The organism is Mycobacterium botniense (assembly GCF_010723305.1).
GTDB classification, from domain to species: Bacteria; Actinomycetota; Actinomycetes; order Mycobacteriales; family Mycobacteriaceae; genus Mycobacterium; species Mycobacterium botniense.
In genome coordinates this window covers 2,107,292-2,125,310 of sequence record NZ_BLKW01000004.1, presented here as the reverse complement: position 1 = coordinate 2,125,310, position 18,019 = coordinate 2,107,292, and the positions used below count along the sequence as shown (strand labels likewise).

General features: G+C 68.0%; 18 protein-coding genes. 6 read left to right on the top strand and 12 right to left on the bottom strand.

Translation table 11 applies throughout. From position 1 onward, the window contains the following. Nucleotides 1-91: 91 nt before the first annotated feature. The 5 genes from G6N08_RS19740 to G6N08_RS19720 all read left to right on the top strand — a co-directional run bounded on the left by G6N08_RS19740 (nt 92) and on the right by G6N08_RS19720 (nt 4,779). The gene (locus G6N08_RS19740) at nt 92-829 is read left to right on the top strand and encodes an acyltransferase (protein WP_163760361.1); all 738 of its coding nucleotides are present in this window, start codon (nt 92-94) and stop codon (nt 827-829) included. A 42-nt stretch (nt 830-871) separates the two neighbouring features. Beyond that, nucleotides 872-2,218, top strand: a complete 1,347-nt coding sequence (locus G6N08_RS19735) for a cryptochrome/photolyase family protein (RefSeq protein WP_163760357.1) — start codon at nt 872-874, stop codon at nt 2,216-2,218. 133 nt (nt 2,219-2,351) lie between these two features. Then, nucleotides 2,352-2,873: a MarR family winged helix-turn-helix transcriptional regulator gene (locus G6N08_RS19730; protein ID WP_163760936.1), complete on the top strand. Its 522-nt coding sequence runs from the start codon at nt 2,352-2,354 to the stop codon at nt 2,871-2,873. A 67-nt stretch (nt 2,874-2,940) separates the two neighbouring features. Further along, a complete protein-coding gene (locus G6N08_RS19725) occupies nt 2,941-3,444 on the top strand; it encodes a TspO/MBR family protein (RefSeq protein ID WP_163760355.1) in 504 nt (167 codons plus the stop codon). 87 nt (nt 3,445-3,531) lie between these two features. Further along, a complete protein-coding gene (locus G6N08_RS19720; RefSeq protein ID WP_163760352.1) occupies nt 3,532-4,779 on the top strand; it encodes a glycosyltransferase in 1,248 nt (415 codons plus the stop codon). 24 nt (nt 4,780-4,803) lie between these two features. On the opposite strand, the gene G6N08_RS19715 is transcribed toward G6N08_RS19720, so the two are convergent. From G6N08_RS19715 to G6N08_RS19660, 12 genes are all read right to left on the bottom strand, one after another. Next, nucleotides 4,804-5,202 (bottom strand): DUF2784 domain-containing protein, encoded by a 399-nt coding sequence (locus G6N08_RS19715; protein ID WP_246216819.1) that lies wholly within the window; start codon nt 5,200-5,202, stop codon nt 4,804-4,806. 53 nt (nt 5,203-5,255) lie between these two features. After that, nucleotides 5,256-6,269, bottom strand: coding sequence for a DUF5914 domain-containing protein (locus G6N08_RS19710; protein ID WP_163760349.1), 1,014 nt, complete (start codon nt 6,267-6,269; stop codon nt 5,256-5,258). Continuing rightward, nucleotides 6,266-7,789 carry an FAD-dependent oxidoreductase gene (locus G6N08_RS19705; RefSeq protein ID WP_163760346.1) on the bottom strand — a complete coding sequence of 508 codons (1,524 nt, stop codon included), beginning with the start codon at nt 7,787-7,789 and terminating at the stop codon, nt 6,266-6,268. The genes G6N08_RS19710 and G6N08_RS19705 overlap by 4 nt, the downstream gene beginning before the upstream one ends. After that, complete coding sequence (locus G6N08_RS19700; protein WP_163760343.1) at nt 7,786-8,511, bottom strand: class I SAM-dependent methyltransferase; 726 nt, start codon at nt 8,509-8,511, stop codon at nt 7,786-7,788. Before G6N08_RS19700 ends, G6N08_RS19705 begins: the two co-directional genes overlap by 4 nt. Then, nucleotides 8,498-8,809, bottom strand: a complete 312-nt coding sequence (locus tag G6N08_RS19695) for a lycopene cyclase domain-containing protein (RefSeq protein WP_163760341.1) — start codon at nt 8,807-8,809, stop codon at nt 8,498-8,500. The genes G6N08_RS19700 and G6N08_RS19695 overlap by 14 nt, the downstream gene beginning before the upstream one ends. Next, nucleotides 8,806-9,129: a lycopene cyclase domain-containing protein gene (locus G6N08_RS19690; RefSeq protein ID WP_163760339.1), complete on the bottom strand. Its 324-nt coding sequence runs from the start codon at nt 9,127-9,129 to the stop codon at nt 8,806-8,808. Before G6N08_RS19690 ends, G6N08_RS19695 begins: the two co-directional genes overlap by 4 nt. Further along, entirely contained in the window at nt 9,126-10,079 is a 954-nt protein-coding gene (locus G6N08_RS19685; RefSeq protein ID WP_163760335.1) for a phytoene/squalene synthase family protein, read from the bottom strand. Before G6N08_RS19685 ends, G6N08_RS19690 begins: the two co-directional genes overlap by 4 nt. Nucleotides 10,080-10,114: 35 nt before the next feature. Next, complete coding sequence (gene crtI / locus G6N08_RS19680) at nt 10,115-11,593, bottom strand: phytoene desaturase family protein (RefSeq protein ID WP_246216879.1); 1,479 nt, start codon at nt 11,591-11,593, stop codon at nt 10,115-10,117. Between the two features lie 219 nt (nt 11,594-11,812). Next, nucleotides 11,813-13,171 carry a TIGR01777 family oxidoreductase gene (locus tag G6N08_RS19675; protein ID WP_163760331.1) on the bottom strand — a complete coding sequence of 453 codons (1,359 nt, stop codon included), beginning with the start codon at nt 13,169-13,171 and terminating at the stop codon, nt 11,813-11,815. A 35-nt stretch (nt 13,172-13,206) separates the two neighbouring features. Then, on the bottom strand, nt 13,207-14,451 hold the full coding sequence (locus G6N08_RS19670) for a glycosyltransferase family 4 protein (RefSeq protein ID WP_163760932.1): 1,245 nt from the start codon (nt 14,449-14,451) through the stop codon (nt 13,207-13,209). Between the two features lie 94 nt (nt 14,452-14,545). After that, on the bottom strand, nt 14,546-16,117 hold the full coding sequence (locus G6N08_RS19665) for a 1,4-alpha-glucan branching protein domain-containing protein (protein ID WP_246216818.1): 1,572 nt from the start codon (nt 16,115-16,117) through the stop codon (nt 14,546-14,548). Further along, nucleotides 16,114-16,926 (bottom strand): class I SAM-dependent methyltransferase, encoded by an 813-nt coding sequence (locus G6N08_RS19660; RefSeq protein WP_163760328.1) that lies wholly within the window; start codon nt 16,924-16,926, stop codon nt 16,114-16,116. Before G6N08_RS19660 ends, G6N08_RS19665 begins: the two co-directional genes overlap by 4 nt. 279 nt (nt 16,927-17,205) lie before the next feature. On the opposite strand from G6N08_RS19660, the gene G6N08_RS19655 reads away from it, so the two are divergent. Then, on the top strand, nt 17,206-18,006 hold the full coding sequence (locus G6N08_RS19655; RefSeq protein ID WP_163760323.1) for an electron transfer flavoprotein subunit beta/FixA family protein: 801 nt from the start codon (nt 17,206-17,208) through the stop codon (nt 18,004-18,006). Nucleotides 18,007-18,019: the final 13 nt, after the last annotated feature.

The following is an 18,019-nucleotide window of genomic DNA, read 5'->3' as shown; positions in this document are numbered from 1 at the left end:
AGGGTAGCGCGTCCCAAGCGGTGTTCGATCGCCCGGCTCCTCCCCGGGATCCCGTGCATCTCGCATCGACGTCGGGTTACGCTGTCGGGCCATGACCACCATGTGGGGGGCACCGCTCCACCGCCGCTGGCGGGGATCCAAGCTGCGCGACCCCCGGCAGGCCAAGTTCCTGACGCTGGCGTCGTTGAGGTGGGTGCTGACCCACCGCGCCTACACGCCGTGGTACCTGGTGCGGTACTGGCGGCTGCTGAAGTTCAAGCTGGCAAACCCGCACATCATCACCCGCGGGATGGTGTTTCTCGGCAAAGACGTCGAGATTCACTGCACCCCCGAGCTGGCCCAGCTCGAGATCGGCCGCTGGGTGCACATCGGGGACAAGAACACCATCCGCGCCCACGAGGGCTCGCTGCGGTTCGGCGACAAGGTGGTGCTGGGCCGCGACAACGTGATCAACACCTACCTCGACATCGAGATCGGCGACTCGGTGCTGATGGCCGACTGGTGCTACATCTGTGATTTCGACCACCGCATGGACGACGTGACAATGCCGATCAAAGACCAGGGCATCGTCAAAAGCCCGGTGCGGATCGGGCCGGACACCTGGGTCGGGGTGAAGGTGACGGTGCTGCGCGGCACCATCATCGGACGTGGCTGCGTGCTGGGCTCCCACGCCGTCGTCAAGGGCAATATCCCGGATTACTCGATCGCGGTCGGCGCACCGGCCAAAGTGGTCAAAAACCGCCAGCTGGCCTGGGAGACGTCGGCGGCACAACGTGCCGAACTGGCCGCCGCCCTGGCCGACATTGAACGCAAAAAAGCCGCCCGCTGAGCCGGTGCGCGCACGATCGGCTCGGCCGGACCGGATGGGCTGATGGCTGCCCTGTTGTGGTTTCGCCGCGACCTGCGGCTGCGTGATTTGCCGCCCCTGCTGGCGGCGGCTGACGACGGCGACGTGCTGGCCTGTTTCGTGCTCGACCCGCGGCTGGAGGCGTTGCGGGCCCGGCGCCGTCTGCAGTTTCTGTACGACTCGCTACGGCATCTCAGAGACGCGCTGGATGGGCGGCTGCTGGTGACCCGCGGTCTGCCCGAACACCAGATCCCGTTGATCGCCCGGGACATCGATGCGTCGGCGGTGCATGTGTCGGACGATTTCGCGCCGTTCGGGGCGCGCCGGGATACCCGGGTGCGGGCGGCGTTGGGTGAGATCCCGCTGGTGGCGACCGGATCACCGTATTTGGTCTCGCCCGGCCGCGTCACCACAGATGACGGCGCCCCATACCGGGTGTTCACGCCGTTTTTCCGCAAATGGCAAGAGATCGGGTGGCACTCACCGGCACGATCGGGTCCTGATTCGGTTCGGTGGCTCGATCCCGGCTCGGTGGCGGGCACCGCCGTTCAGCGCTGCGACATTCCCGACCCGGGCGTTCGGCTTGACCTGCCGGCAGGGGAGGCCGCGGCTGTGCGCCGATGGGGCGACTTCGTCCGCGACGGACTGCAGCGCTATGCCACAGACCGTGATTACCCCGACCGCAGCGGCACCAGCCGCATGTCGGCGTATCTGAAATTCGGTGCCATCCATCCGCGCACCATGGTGGCCGACCTGGATCTGCGTCATCGCGGCCCCCGAGCATACCTGCGCCAGTTGGCTTTTCGTGACTTCTACGCGGCGGTGCTGCATCATCGCCCGGATAGTGCGTGGGGGAACTGGAACCGGGATTTCGACGCCATCGAAACCGACACCGGCGACGATGCGCAACAATTGTTCGCCGCGTGGAAAGCCGGTGAAACCGGGTTCCCGATCGTCGACGCGGGAATGCGCCAGCTGCGTGCGACCGGGTTCATGCCCAACCGGGTTCGGATGATCACCGCGTCATTCCTGGTCAAGGACTTGCACCTGCCCTGGCAGTGGGGCGCGCAGTGGTTCTTGGAACAATTGGTTGACGGCGATATCGCCAACAATCAACACGGATGGCAGTGGTGCGCGGGCAGCGGCACCGACGCCGCCCCCTATTTCCGGGTGTTCAACCCGACGGTGCAAGGCGAAAAATTCGATCCCACAGGCGATTATGTCCGCCACTGGATTCCCGAACTGGCCAGCGCCGATGACGCTCATCTTCGGAAAGGCCAGCGGCCGCCGACATATCCACCACCGATCGTCGACCACGGACTCGAGCGTGCCGAGGCACTGCGGCGCTATCAGCGCGTCCGGGAAAGCTGAGCTGCGACCGCGTCCTGCGCGCCGGCGGCATCAGACCATGGGTGGCCGTGACCGCGCGCCAGCGACCATTTCATCCCATTAAAGGTTAATGAAGTTAACAAATGCCGTGGTTGGCGGTATGCTCGGAGGTCCGATGAATCCCGACCGGCGCGCCGAGGAGCGTGCGCAACTGGAAGCGCTGATTGCCGCCGACGTGCGTGCTCTGACCGGGGAATCCGATCAGATCGGTCGCCGGTTCGCCGCCATCCACCACGTCAACCCCACCGACTTTCGTGCGCTGCTGCACGTCCTGGTGGCCGAAACCAGCGGGGCCCCGCTGGCGGCGGGGGAACTACGGCAAAAGATGGGCGTATCCGGCGCTGCGATCACCTACCTGGTGGAGCGCATGATCGAGTCCGGTCACCTGCGGCGCGAGTCCGACCCGGCGGATCGCCGCAAGGTCATCCTGCGCTACGCCGATCACGGCCGGCGAGTGGCCGGTGCGTTCTTCGCCCCGCTGGCCGAGCACATGCACACCCAGATGGCTGACCTGCCGGACGCGGACTTGGCCGCGGCGCACCGGGTGCTGACCGCCTTGATCGAGGCCATGCGGCGGTTTCAGAACGAGCTCAAAGCCGGCGAGTCAGGAGCCGCCACCACGGCCGAGGAAACATGAAGTGAAGCACGGCGGACCATTTCGGTGAGTCCCCGGTCACGACCAAACCCCAAACGAAAGGATGGACGTGCGTCTTCGCACTGTGATCGCCACCGCGACGTCAGCGGCTGCCGCTGCGGCGGTGGGCAGCCTCGCGAGTCAACCAGTGATCTCATCGAGTTGGTATGTCCGGCTGCGCAAGCCCGCGTACCAACCGCCACGAATAGTTTTTCCGCTGGTCTGGTCGGCGCTGTATGCCGACATCGCGCTCATCTCGGCCGCGACGATCGACGAACTTCACTACCGGCAGCGCAGCGTCGATTTGCCGTCGTACCGAAGGGCGCTTGCCCTGAACCTGGTGCTCAACGCCGGATGGTCATGGTTTTTCTTCAATCGGCACGCCCTCGGCGCGTCCGCGGCCGCTGCCGCCGCATTGACCGCGAGCAGCGCGGACTTGGCCCGCCGGTCCATCGCGGTGGGTGGGGCGGGCGCGGCGCCGCTGGCCCTCTACCCGATGTGGTGTGCGTTCGCCAGCGTCCTCTCCACCCACATCTGGCTGCTCAACCGCCGTCGCAAGCCACAACGAGGTTGACCGCATGGGGCGCAACAAACCCGCGATCTCTCCGGCGGCGACGGCCTGAAGGCCTCCCGCGACCTCGCCGACGGCCACAATCGGGATGTGGCCATCATCCTGGCATACGGATCCCCGTCAGTGGGGCACGCGTTTCCGATGGGCGCGCTGCTGCGCGAGCTGGCCGGACGTGGTCACCAGGTTCATCTGCGCACCATGGCCGCCGCAGTCGCGGGCATGCGGAACGCCGGGTTTCACACCGAGCCGGTCGATCCCGAAATCGAGGCCATCTCCGGGCAGGATTGGCTGGCGCGCAACGCATTAGGCGTACTGAAAATGTCGATCGACGTGTTATGCCGACGAGCCATGCTGGAAGTCGGCGACCTGAAAGCCGCAATCGACGCGGTACGGCCCGATGTGATCATCGTGGATGCGAACTGTTGGGGTGCGATATCGGTTGCCGATGCCGGTGCTATTCCGTGGCTTGTGTTTTCGCCGTTCACCCCTTATCTGCGTTCTCGCGGCGTGCCGCCGTTCGGCCCGGGTCTGCGGCCACTGCCCGGTGTGCTCGGCGACATCCGCGACGCGTCGATACGACCTTTTGTGACATACCTTTTCGATCGCCGCATGCTGCCGCGTGTCAACGCCATACGCGGACGCTTGGGTGTGCCCCCGGTCAAATCGGTCGACGCGTTCTTCCGCCGGGCGCCGCTGCTGCTGGCGGTCGGGGGCGAACCGTTTGAGTATCCGCACCCGGGATGGGGCGATGCGGTGCATCTCATCGGTGCCTGCGTGTTCGAACCGACGGCGGCGACGCCGCATTGGCTGTCCGCCATCGACCGGCCGATTGTTCTGGTCAGCACCTCCTCCGTCAAACAGGCCGACGCCGTCCTCGGACGGACCGCGCTGGAGGCGCTGGCCGGTGAACCCGTCCATGTCGTGGCGACGTTCCCGGCGGGGGTGCCTTCCGGGCTGCCGCGGCCGGCCAATGCGACCGTGTGCCGGTTTGCTCCGCACAGCGTGGTGCTCGAGCGCGCTGTCTGCGCCATCACCCACGGCGGGATGGGTGCCACGGTCAAAGCACTCGACCGCGGTGTACCCGTGTGCGTCGTACCGTTCGCTCGCGATCAGGCTGAGGTCGCCCGGCGGGTGCAGGTGGCCCGCTGCGGTACTCGGTTGCCGGCGAAGAAGCTCACTGCCGCAAGGTTACTGGCCAAGGTGCGGATGGCGATGATGATGGCCGACGGCGCGCGACGGGTAGCGGCCGGATTCGCCGCGACCGGCGGCGTGGCCCGGGGAGCCGACCTGATCGAGCAACGATTGCTGGGCGCGGCGGCCACGCACGCCGCGCCCTGACCGGAAAGCACTCACAACCGTCTGCTAGCCGCGCTGCCGTGATACACATCGGCGATTGTGCTTGGCTGCCAGCATCACCCAGGACAGTGCCGCGGCGAAAAAGGCAAGCGCCTGTGCTGCCCCGGTGCCGTCAGAGGAGTACAGGACGCCAGCGGCGTAGTGCTCGACGAACCCGCCCTGCGGCAACGGCTTCATCTCCGCTCGAGCACGCGCCCACTGTTCCAGCGCGGTCAGTGGGCACGGCAACTTCCACCCGACCACAGCGGCACCCCACACCACGGCCGGCACGTGGCACAGGATGGTCCGTGGCCACCGTAACGCCAAAAACCCCCCGCTGGGAACGTAAATCAAGTATGCGAAGTGGGCAACGGCCGTGAGCACGACGGCAGCGAAAGACATGTTCTTCGCGACTTTTTGCAGCACCTCGACGCTGGCACCTCCGTGTTGACGGTTCTGGGCGGCGGTGGGGACGCGGTTTACCAACGCCGGCCCGTCTGCTCCGCGCTGCGCAGCTGGTAGCGGCGCTCGGCGTAGGCGAGGTCGTCTCGCCACAACCGGGTGGCCGCGTAACGCATCATCGGTGTGATCAACGCAGCGGCGCGGCGCGCCCGCTGGAATCCGCGCCGCTCTGAGCACGCGATGACAGCTTCGATCACTGCGGTGCGAGGGCGGCCATCGGGACCGACACCGACTGGGGTCGCGTGTGTTTCGACGACGCTGCCAGCTCCCTCACCGTCGACGATGCGCATCACGATGGTGCGGGCTTCCGGGCTGGTGAACTCAGCGGTGACCGGGACCCCCAGACGGCCCATCCGGAAAGTCACCGCCACCAGAAACCGGTCGGCCTGTTCTGTGGGCGTCTCCAGCACCTGAAGTTCGGCAAACGAATACGGGTGAAACCACGCGCCGTGCCAGGGGTCGAGCCGGTTGGCGATGATGTCGCATGGCTGGCAGATACCGACCATGCGCGTGACGGCGTGCAGGTGGGGGCCGCCCGGCCGGCCGGCGATGATCGGTTCGTCTGACGGGGTTTCGCCGCCGGCGTCGTCGAGCCGGACCCATACGAGCACCCCGTCGTCGTGGCTGGGCAACGGCGTCCAGCCCAGGTCGCACTGGTTTCCGTCCAGCATCAACCCGTGCCACCGGCAGATCAGGACGCCTCGGTGCACATCGCCGGTCGCGAGGTCCGCTCCCAGGTGCGGGCAACTGCGCGGACCGACGCATAATCGTTGCTGCCGGTCGCGCCAGGCGACGAGTTCGACGCCGGCGACTCGGGTTCCATAGGGGCGGTCGGCGCGAATGTCGCGGCTCGCGGCGAACACGAACCAGTTGCCGGTGGGTCTTTGCTGGGCTCGGTTCAGCGCGGCATCGATGATGGCCGGCTGCGCGTCGCGATAACTGGGGCAGCGACTTTCCCATGGCTTTGACGAGATAACTTGCAGTGGAAAGTTTTTCGGCCATCGCTGCCGTACGTGATCGCCGATGCTCATCGCCGCCGCCCCCCCGCCCGGGTGGCCAGCGCCCGCAACAGCGCCGACCGGCCCCTGTTGGGGACGGTCTGCAATGGGTGGCCGGCCAGTCCCCACTGCGCGAGCAACCGATTGGCCGCCGACCAGCCGGTGGTGGCGGCGCGTTCCATCAGTGCCACGGGTAAGTCGATGCGGATCCCGTCTCCGGCGAGGACCAGACCAGGTTGGGGAGTGCTAACTGCCGGCCGCAGGGCGTGTGCGCGCGGCTGAAACAACGGGCAGTCGTTTCGATGCAGCACCCGCTGATAAATGACTCGTGCCGTGGCGGTTTCCGGATAGAGCTCGTGCAGCCGCTGTTTCATAACGCTGCACGGGGGCGCCGATTGCGTTGCGTATGCGTGTAATTCGATCACCGAGCCGCGGTGGTGGGCTGCCCACTGGGCGGCTTCGTGTTCGTAGCGTTCGAGCACGCTGATATTGTCGAGCGGCTTATGACCTGCCGTGCCGACAAATGCCGGCCGATCGGCACTAACTGGCCGGTCGAGCCAGAGCCGCTGCACCGTGAACGGCGGCGCGATGCGCAACCGCTCTACGCACTCGCGCCACGGCGGGCTGCCGATCCCCTCGGAAGCCCTCACGATCTGTTGCAGACCGGCCACATCGGTAGCCAGTACCACGGCGTCTGCATCGAGAGGACCATCTGAATCAGTATGCACCCGAAATTTTTTGGGTGAGTCGATATCGACAGATACTACCGTGCAACCGAGCCGAAACCGCACACCGTGGCCGGCCAAATACTCCCGCAACGGATTCCACAGGCTCACATCGAAGTTCGCATTCGGCACGTCGAAGATGAGGCCCTCATCAGAGCCGAGGAAGTAGATGTGAAACATGGCTGCCAGCTCGGCGGCTGACAGCTGTGCGGGATCGGCGAAGAAGCTGCGCGAGAACACCTCGAACGCGAGATGACGCGCTGCGTCGGGAAAGTTGATCTCGGCCAGGAACGCGGCGGCGTCGATGTGATCGAGCCGGTGATAGATCTCAGGCACCGACACCGCGGCCAGCGGTGCGGCAGCCCGCGCGTCGAGGTGCACCAGGTCGCGAAGCCGGAAAGTCGGGCTGCGCAGCGCAAACGCCAGCGCGTTCCACGGCGGCCTGCGGGGCAGGCCCCGGAAACTGTCGCGCCGGCCGGCGGCGTCGACAAGGGGGTAGTCGTCCACCGGCGTCAGCATGGACAGCCGGGGATCGACGCGGCGCAGCAGCGAGCGCAGGTTGTAGTACTGGCGGAAGAACGCGTGAAAGCCGCGATTCATCGCCAGGGCGGCACCGTCGCGGTGTTCGGTCCAGCCGCCGACCCGCCCGCCGAGGTAGTGCTCGCGCTCGACGACCTCGACACCGACCCCGCGTTCGGCCAGCCCCGCCGCAGCGGCCAACCCCGCAATGCCGGCGCCCACGACGACCACGCGCGGACGGGAGGGCAACGCATCGGCGCTGGCCAGCCCGGGTGGTGCGGGCTGGGTGTGGCGGCGGGCGTCGGTCATCGCGGCGCCTCGGCAAGGAAGGTGTGCACCACATGGGCTTCCCAGCCCGGCATGGTGGCGCTTCGCACGTCGACGAACCCGGCGTCGCGCAGCCGGGACCGGAACCGGGCGGCGCCGTCGAACGCCAGCACGCTGCGCCAAAGGTGGCGATACAGCGTGGTGTCGCGGGTGTGCCACCAGCCGGCGGGGATGATGATGCCCCAGCACACCGCGTGCCACACCGCGGTGGCGACGGCCGAATCGCGCACCGAATACTCGTGCACCGCCAGCACACCGCCGGGCCGCAACAGTGCACGGAAGGCGCGCAGTTGGCTGTCGGGATCGGCCAGATTACGCACCAGGTAGGCGGCCAGGATCGCGTCGAATGGGCCGGTGATGCCGTGCTCGGCGAGTTTTTCGACCGGGCTGTGCACGAACCGCACCGACGCCGGCCACGGTTTCGTCCGGGCGGCGTCGAGCATTCCCCGCGAGGCGTCGACCGCGATGATCTCGGCCTCGGGGGCGGCGGTCAGCAGCGCGGCCGTCGACGCGCCGGTGCCGCACCCGGCGTCCAGCAGCCGCAGGCCTCGCCCCCGGCCGGGCAACCGCAGCCGGCGCGCCGTGCGCCGCAGGTTCGGGTGGTATCCGGGGTTGGCGCCGACCAGCCGGTCATAGGCGGCCGCGCCGGCGTCGAACGCGGCCGGCACATCACGGCGCGGCAACCCCCCCTCACCCACGTTCACGCTGGTGTTCCCACATCAGCAGCACCGCGGTGACCAGAGCGAAGCCGAACAGGAAGTCTTCGATCGGGATGTCGAACGCCAACCGCACGCCGCTGGTCTGCCGCTCGGCGTAGATGACGACCGGGGCGCTGCGTTTGGTCAGCCACCCGTCGACCGGGATTTGAAAGCCGAACACGATCAGCATGGACAACCAGTAGGCGGGCCGGCGGAACAGCCCGGTGCGCAGCACCGCGAACTCAAGCATGCAGACGGCCAGCACCGCCAGCACGGCCGGCATGGTGTAGCCGAGGCCGCTCATCGCCGGTTGACCCGGTCCAGGATCGCGCTGACCGCGCTGTAGGTGAGCAGCGCGCACAGCGGGATCACGACGAAAAACAGCATCTCCTCGATCGGCACCCGGAACGGGATGTGCAGGCCGCTGATATAGCCGCGGTTGTAGGTCCACACGTGTGCGGCGATCGCCACCTCGTCCCAGAGTAAAAACACCGCAGCAACGGGTAGCACCGACTTGACCGTGCGCGCCGGCTGTCGGTAGACGCCGGCACCGAACACTTCCAGGGGCGCGGTGACCGCCAGGCAGGCGGCCAGGACGAGCAGGTATTGCCAGCGGTCCATCACGCCGCCCCGCGCTGAGGCCGATCGGAGCCCGGCCGGCGGAGCCGCCACGACTGGATCAGCCCGGTGGCCGCGACCCGCAGCCGCCGCGCGGTGCCGACCGTGGCCCGGCGCCCGAACACCGCGAAATCGCTGTCTTCGATGCAATCGAGGATCTCCGAGTACAAGGTGGCCGCGGTTGCCACGCATGGCCGCGACCGCGGCGCCAGCAACGCGATCCCGCCGATGGCGAACCGGTAGACGTCTCGCGTGATCTCGTGCTGGGCAGCCAGCGCCCGCCGCACCCGGTTGTCGGTGCGCCGGTGCGTATGACACCACATCAGCACGTCACGGTCGACGCCGTAGGCGGCCAGTTCGTCGGCGGGCAGATAGACCCGCTGCCGCATCAGATCTTCATCGACGTCACGCAGAAAATTCGTGAGCTGAAACGCCCGGCCCAGCGCGGCGGCATAGGGGGCGGCTTCATCGGCGGGGCCGACGGTGCCCAGTATCGGCAGCAGCTGGAGGCCAATTGCTTCCGCTGACCCGCGCATGTAGTTATTGAGCGCCGCACGGGTGGGATAGTCGGTCACGGTCAGATCCATCCGCATCGAGGTGAGAAAGTCGGCGAATAGTGTGAGCGCGATGTTGTACCGCTGCGCGGTATGCCGGACCGCGGCCAGGACCGGGTCGTCGCGATAGTCGCCCCCGGCGAAGAACCTCTCGGAGAGGTGGTGCAATCGTTGCGCGCGGGTGGTGGTGTCCAGGTCGGGGTTGAATTCGTCGAGAATGTCGTCCGCGTGGCGGGCGAAACCGTACAGCGCGTGCACCGGCGGGCGTTGATCCGGTGCCAGTAACCGGGTGGCCAGGAAGAATGTGCGGCCGTGCGCGGCGTTGATTTTGCGGCAGCAGCGGTAGGCGTCGCGCAGACGCGGATCATCGATCCCGGCGGCATCGAGTTCGGCACGGATCACGGCACCTGGGCTTTCACGTCGAGGCTCTTCGATGATTACCCGCTGATACGGTCGGCGGCCAGCCGTCCGGAGATCAGCGCGGTGGGCACACCCACGCCCGGTATGGTCGACGCCCCGGCCAGCACCGCGTTGTCGATGCCGCGCACGGTGTTGGCCGGGCGGAACGGGCCGGTCTGGGTGAAGGTGTGAGCCAGCGAAAACGGTGTGCCGGCGAGCATTCCCTGCCGCGCCCAGTCGGCGGGGTGAACGAGGTGCAGCAGCTGCGCGTCGTCGCGTAAGCCGGGCAGCAGCCGGGCTTGCACGGTGTCGAGCAGCGACTCGGCGTAGCCGCCGCCGACGCTCGACCAGTCGATCGTGGTGCCGGACAGGTTCGGTGCCGGTGCCAGCACGTAGAGCAGGTCCCGACCAGCGGGGGCCAGGCCCGGGTCGCTCGCCGTCGGCCGGGTGACGAGCAACGACGGGTCGCGCATGAGCTGCCCCCGGTCAATGATGTCGGTGAAGGTCTGCTGCCAGGCTGCGCCGAAGCAGAGGGTGTGATGCGCGGTCGCCGGGTATATGCTGCGGCAGCCTACGTGCACCACGACCGCGGAGGGGGACGCCCGCAGCGGCCATATGCGGCGGGGTTGTCGACCCAGCAGCCGGTAGGTCTGGGGCAGTTCGGTGGTCAGCACCACCGCGTCGCAGGCGACCCGCTGGGCGTGGTCGGTGTGCACCGCAGTGACGCGGCCGTTGACGATGTCGAGATGGGTGACCGTCGAGCCGTAGTGGAATTGCACCCCGTTGTCGACCGCCGCCGCCGCAAGCGCGTCCGGCAGTGCCCGCATCCCGCCGCGCGGGAAAAACACCCCCGAAATCGTGTCCATATAGGCGATCACCGCGTAGATGGCCAGCGCCCGGTGCGGCGCTACACCGGCGTAGAGCGACTGGAAGGTGAACACCCGCCGCAACCGCGGATCGCTGATATAGCGGCTGACCATGCTGTCCCATCTGCGGAATCCGCCGATGGCGGCGAGCCGGGCCAGCTGGACGTTGAGCAGTGACAGCGGAGAGTCGAAGTTTGCGGCGATGAATCGGTCAAATTCGGTGCGGTACAGCCGAGTCAACCAGTCACGCAGTTGCCGATAGCCCCTCGCTTGCGCGGCACCGGCGAAGTCCTCGATCGCGCTGGCCATTCGCTCCCCATCGCTGTGCACATCAAGCGCACTGCCGTCGGCGAACACGGCGCGGTAGGCCGGATCCACCGGCAGCAGGTCCAGACGACTGGACCTTTCGGCGCCGACGGCGGCGAACACCTCGTCGATCACGTCGGGCATGGTGAGCACCGTCGGGCCGGTGTCGAGCCGATATCCGCCGATATCGACCCGCCCCGCCCGCCCACCGGGCCACGGTTCGCGCTCCACCACCGTGACGGCATGGCCACGCCCGGCCAGATGCAACGCCGCGGACAGACCCGCCAGACCCGCACCGACCACGACCACGTGGTCGCCGCGCCGGCCGACGGTCCGTGTCACCACCGCGCCGGTGGGCTCATGTGGCACATCCCTCGGCTCAGGGTCGCTGACCCCGGAACTGGTTGCGGGCGGTGTGCCCGGCTCACCGCCCGCCCGAGGGACACGTCCGGGCCCCGCCGCGGGACGGGACGGCCGGCACGCGACGTCACGGCCTCCATGCGTCGGCAGCATATCCGCGGCACACCAGTACATTCAAATTCTTAACATTTAATTGGGTGAAGGTCATGCCGCGGCGCGGCCGAGGAGATGACGCAGGGCCGGCTCGAGTTCGGGCCGGCGGAACCGGTGACCGGCGTGTTGGAGCCGGGCAGGGATCACGCGTTGGCTCGCGCACGCGAGTTCGCGGGCGCCCTGTGTGCCGAGCAGCAGCTGCGCCCCCAGCACCGGCACCGGCAACAGCGCTGGCCGGTGCAGGATGTGGGCAAGTGTGCGGGCGTAGTCGCTATTGCGCACCGGAACCGGGCAAACCGCGTTCACCGGCCCGGACAGGGCGGTGTCCCAGAGCCCCCGGTGATAGATGTCGAGCAGGTCGTCGATACCGATCCAAGACAGCCACTGCCGGCCAGTGCCGATCCGCCCGCCGAGTCCGGCGCTGAACAGTGGGCGGAGCAGGCGAAGTGTGCCGCCGCGGGGAGATTGCACAATACCGGTGCGCACCAGCACGACCCGCACACCGGCCTGCGCGGCCAGCGCTGTGGCCTGCTCCCACTCGGCCACCACCCCGGCCAGGAACCCGGCACCCGGATCGCTCTGCTCGGTCAGGACTTCGTCGCCGCGATCGGCGCCGTAGTAGCCGATGGCCGAGGCGGAGATCAGCACACGCGGCCCGTCGGGTATCCGGGCGAGGAGTTCGGCTAACCGGCGCGTCGGGCCGATTCGACTGTCGCGGATAGCGCGTCGATGCGTGTCGGTGAACCGCCCCGCGATCGAGGCGCCCGCCAAGTGGATCACCGCGTCGACGCCGGCCAGTAGGCCCGGATCGGGTTCGTCCGGGTTCCACTGTCGCTCGTTCGCGCCGCCCGCGCTCCTGCGCACCAGCCGCAGCACCCGATGCCCGCCGGTGCTGAGAAAGGCGGTCAACGCCGAGCCGATCAGGCCCGACGACCCGGTGACCGCCACGGTGGACGGCCGCAGCCCGTGGCGCGCCGCCTGCTCGTGTGCTGCCAGATCATCGGCGAGCTGGCGGTGCCGATAGGCGAACATCGCTCGCAACAGCGCCGCGGGTAGCGGGGTTTGCACCCGGTCGATCACCCGGGTGCGCCCTTCGCCGGCTGCTTGGAATTCGTGGGTATGGCGCCATCGCATCACTATCCGCGCCGGCAGCGACGCCGGCCCGGCCGCGCCGACCGTATCGACGAAACGGTGTGGTGGAGGGTAGCCGTCGGCCTGGTGCTGGGCCACCCAGCGAAGCCCGCCGGGCAGCGCAAGCTCGGCTCGTCCATTGCGGAGCGAGGATGCTTCGCTGACCAGCCGTATCGGCTGCCAGGGCGGCGATAGCCGCGCGAACGCGCCCGGGCGGGTGTGCCAGGCGAAGACCGTCTCAGGCGCGGCCTCGATCACGCTGGAATAGAGCAGGCTCATCACCCGACGGTACCGATTCCGCCCGGTGGCTGCTCCTACCGGTCGGGCAGTGCGTGCTCCACGATGGGTAACCGCGGCAATGGTTGGCGTTCGCGGCGTTTGGCGGCGAGGTAGACCTGCGCGGTCTCGTGAGCCACGGTGTGCCAATCAAAGTCGGCGGTGAGCCGTTGCCGGGCGGCTCGGGCGCGGCGCTGGGCGGCGGCGGGATCGTCGAGCACGCTGCAGACGGCCCTGGCCAGCTGTGCCACGTCGCGGGGCGGGCAGGACACCCCGGTCTGTCCGTTGATCACCGCCTCGCCCAGGCCGCCGATATTCGATGTCACCAGCGGAGTACCGGCCGCGGCGGCTTCCAGGGCGGCAAGGCCGAAGGGCTCGTAGTGGCTGGGCAGCACCGCCGCGTCGGCGCGATGGAGCAACGCTAATAGCTCCTCGTGGTCGAGCCGCCCGACGAACCGCGTCGCCTTGAGCACACGGTGTCTGCGGGCTTGCTCGACAAGCCAGCTCTGCTGGGTGCCTTCGCCGGCGATGGTCAGGGTGGTACCGGGATGCGCGCGCCTGATGCGCGGCAGCGCCGCGATAGCGTCGTGAACGCCTTTCTCGTATTCCAGCCGGCCGACATACAGCAGTTCCGGCGGCCCGGTGCGGGGGCGCCGTGGCGCGAACGGCCAACGGGCCGCGTCGATCCCGTTGCGGATTATGGTGATCTCAGCCAGCCCCGGGCCGAACAACTCGGTGATCTCGTCACGCATCGATGCAGAACAGGTGATCAGCGAATCGGATTCGCGGACCAGCCAGGACTCGATGGCGTGCACTTGACGGCTCAGAGCCCCGGAAACCCACCCGGAATGACGGCCGGCTTCGGTCGCGTGAATCGTGGAAACCATTGGCACGTCGTAAAATTCGGCAAGAGCTATGGCCGGGTGGGCCACCAGCCAGTCGTGGGCGTGCACGATGTCGGGACGCCAGCTGCGCCCCGAGCCCGGTGTTTTCAGTGCAAGTCCGGCGCGGATCATGGCGTGGCCCATCGCCAGTGTCCAGGCCATCATGTCGTCGCCGAAGGTGAACTCGTGGGGATCGTGCGCGGCGGCGATCACCCGCACGCCCTCACTGATCTCGTCCGATGAGGGGTGCGTGCTGGGATCGGTGTTTGCCGGACGACGGGACAGCACGACGACGTCATGACCGGCCTCGGCCAGCGCGGTCGACAGGTGATGCACGTGCCGCCCCAGCCCACCGACCACTACCGGTGGGTACTCCCACGACACGATGAGGATCTTCATGCGCGCGGGCACCTCCGGAGTGAGGGTGCGCAGAATGCCGTGTGTGCCGTCGTGTCGGTGGGCAGACACGCACGCTCGCGGAAGAACCGGGTGCTCATCGTGGCAGCCTGCGGGCATCCAGCGCCCCGAACAGCCCGTCGGCCCGGTTCCACCCGTCGGCCAGCCGCTGGGCTGTCTGGCGCCGGCCCGAAGCCAGCGCGTCGGCGATCTCCCGGGTGGCATGCGCATGCAGGTAAGCCCGGTAGCGGGCATAGTCGGCGGCGGAGTCCTTGCTCACCATGAAGGGCCAGTCGCTGGACACTGTCAGCAGGGTCTCCCGCAGAATCTGGTCGGCGATCCGGTCCCGGGGCAGCGGGCCGATCACGGACGCGGTCTGGGTGAGGGCCTTGTCGACAGTGGTCAGCGCGGTGTCGACCACTTCGGCATTGAGCTGCACCAGGTCGGCCACCTTCTCTCCGGTCCAGACGCGCCAGTCTTTGCCCGATCCCCATGAGCTGGCGGGTAATTCGACTGCAGCACCGACATACCCGCCGGCGAGCGCGTCGCTGAGGGTGCCGACCCGCACCCCGGCGGCCGGCAGCGCCCGCAAAACCCGTTGCAGCCACACCGGACCTTCGTACCACCAGTGGCCGAACAACTCGGTGTCGAAGGCGGCGATGACGTGAGCGGGTCGCCCGATGCGCTCAGATTCGGCGCACAGCCGGCTCCGCACCACCTCGACGAAGTCGGCGACGTGCACGTCGACCATCCGGTCGGCGCGCTCGGGGTCGTAGGGGGCCTTGCGGTCCGGCGGAACGGCGCGGCCGGTGACCCGGGCCGGCTTGAGGCCCGTGCGGTGGTCATAGGTGTGAAAGTCGCGGTAGGCGGCGTGTCCCGGATACCCAGATTTCGGGGACCACACCCGGTAGCTGACCTTTAGGTCGCGGCCGAACGCCACCACATTGGTGTCACCGACCGGCCGCCCGAGGGTGGTGTCGCCGTGCAGCGAGGGGCCGTCGACGAGGAAGTGGCTGACACCGGCGCTGGCATAGTCGTGTTCTAAACCCGGAGCGTATGCGCATTCAGGCGCCCAGATCCCCGCCGGCGTGCGGCCCACCCGCAACCAGGTGTCGGCCAGGCCCTCGCGCAGCGCGAACTCGCGCAGCCGCGGCGCCAGCAGCGGCTGAAACGGGTGGGCGAGCGGCCCGCCCAGCAACTCCACGGTGCCTGCATCGATCAGGTCACGCAGCAGCGGGCTGGCCCCGTGCCGCCAGCGGGTGGCGAAGTCGTCGAGCGCCTGATCAGCCTCAGCACATTCACGAATCCCGAACGCCCGCAGAGCTTCCGGTGAACATGCGGTCAGCGGATCCGACTTCACGCCGGCCGGCAGGCTGGCGGCTTCGGCTGCACGTAGCCGCCAGTTGCCCAGCCAGCGGTACATCCCGTCGAGGCAGTAGGGGTCATCAAGCTGGGCGGCGACCACCGGCGTCACGCCGAGCGTCAGCACTCCGGTGCGGCCCTCGTCGGCGAGGCCGAATAACACCCGCAGCAGCGGAAGATAGGCCGCCGACCACGACTGGTAGAGCCATTCTTCGCCGACGGGCCAACGGCCGTGGTGCGCCAGCCACGGCAGATGCGTGTGCAGCACCAGGGTGAACAGGCCCGGCACTTCGTCGCCGCCGGTCACGGGCGCACCGCGATCGCGATCAGGTCGAGGCTGTCATCGATGTGGTGCACGTCGTCTCGGCCAGCCTCGACGATGTCGAAATCGCCGGCGGTGACCGCGGCGACATCGTTCAACAGCGCAGCCGGCCAGGGGGCATCGGCCACAGCCCGCGCGATCTGTGCGTCGATGAGGGAGCCGCCGTGGCGCCGATCCATGTCCCGAAGTCGCGGCCCGTGAAATACGCCGCTGAGCCGGATCGCCGAAAACCCTGCGCCGGCAATCAATTGCCGAAGCTCAGCGGCATCGAGTTCACGGGTGTGAAAAGGGTTGACCGGGGTGTCTCGGCCCGGCGAGAACGTGATCCGGTTCGGGGTGGACACCATCAGCACCCCCGACGGACGCAGCACCCGGGCGCACTCGCGAACAAACCGGGCCTGATCCCACAGGTGCTCAATGACTTGGAAGCTGACCACGGCGTCGACCGAGGCGTCGGCCAGCGGCAGCTCAGCCAGATTTGCCCGCACCACCGCCACCCGCGGATAGCGGGCCCGGACATGGGCCACTGTCGCCGCGTCGTAGTCCAGCCCGATGACACGGCGTGCCACGCCGGCGATCAGATCGGCGCCGTAGCCCTCGCCGCAGCCGGCCTCGAGCACATCGCGACCCGCGCAGTGCGGCACCAGCTGCTGGTAGACCACTTGATGGCGGCGGAACCAGTAATTCTCGACGTCCAGCCCGGGGATGGTGCGCTCGCCCGTCAGCGCCAGCACCGGCTCGGCTGGCGGCCCGGCGGGTCCGGGGTGGAACGTGTCGGGGACGAATGCGTTCATCGCAAGGCAGGCTATCCCGAAGTTGCGGGATCGCGAATGGTTCGCCGGCGACTGGGGGTACCCGACACCTGCCGGCTGCGCATGGGCCGGAGCGTGACAAGGAGCGGGGAATGGAGGGGGAAGGAGGAGGTGGGCGATCGGGCAACGCCGACCCGCTATGGTGTGAAAGCAGACCGCACAAAGTTACCGATCAGTAACATGCGGGTGCGGCCGCGTACACCGTGACCGGTCTGGCAGCTGAGGGTGCCAGACTTCCGTCGAGGAGGACGAACCACACTCATGACGAACATCGTGGTCCTGATCAAACAGGTCCCGGACACCTGGTCGGAGCGCAAGCTCACCGAGGGCGACTGGACGCTGGACCGTGAGGCCGCTGACGCTGTGCTGGACGAGATCAACGAGCGCGCCGTCGAAGAGGCGCTGCAGATCCGGGAGAAAGAGGCTGCTGACGGCATCGAGGGATCGGTGACCGTGCTGACCGCGGGTCCCGAGCGCGCCACCGAGGCGATCCGCAAGGCCCTGTCCATGGGCGCCGACAAGGCCGTCCACCTTAAAGACGACAGGATGCACGGTTCGGATGTCATCCAGACCGCGTGGGCGCTGGCGCGGGCGCTGGGCACTATTGAGGGCACTGAGCTGGTGATCGCCGGTAACGAATCCACCGACGGGGTCGGTGGGGCCGTGCCCGCCATCATCGCCGAGTATCTGGGCCTGCCGCAGCTCACCCATCTGCGCAAACTTTCGGTCGAGGGCGGCAAGGTTATCGGTGAGCGGGAGACCGACGACGGCGTTTTCACGCTGGAGGCCTCGCTGCCCGCTGTGGTGAGCGTGAACGAGAAGATCAACGAACCGCGGTTTCCGTCCTTCAAGGGCATCATGGCCGCCAAGAAGAAAGAGGTCACCACCCTGACCCTGGAGGATATCGGGGTGGAACCCGACGAAGTCGGACTCGCCAACGCTGGTTCGACGGTGCTCTCATCGACACCCAAGCCGCCCAAGACCGCAGGGGAGAAAATCCCCGATGAGGGTGACGGCGGAATCAAGATCGCCGAATACCTGGTTGCGCAGAAGCTGATCTAGCAGAACTATTCCG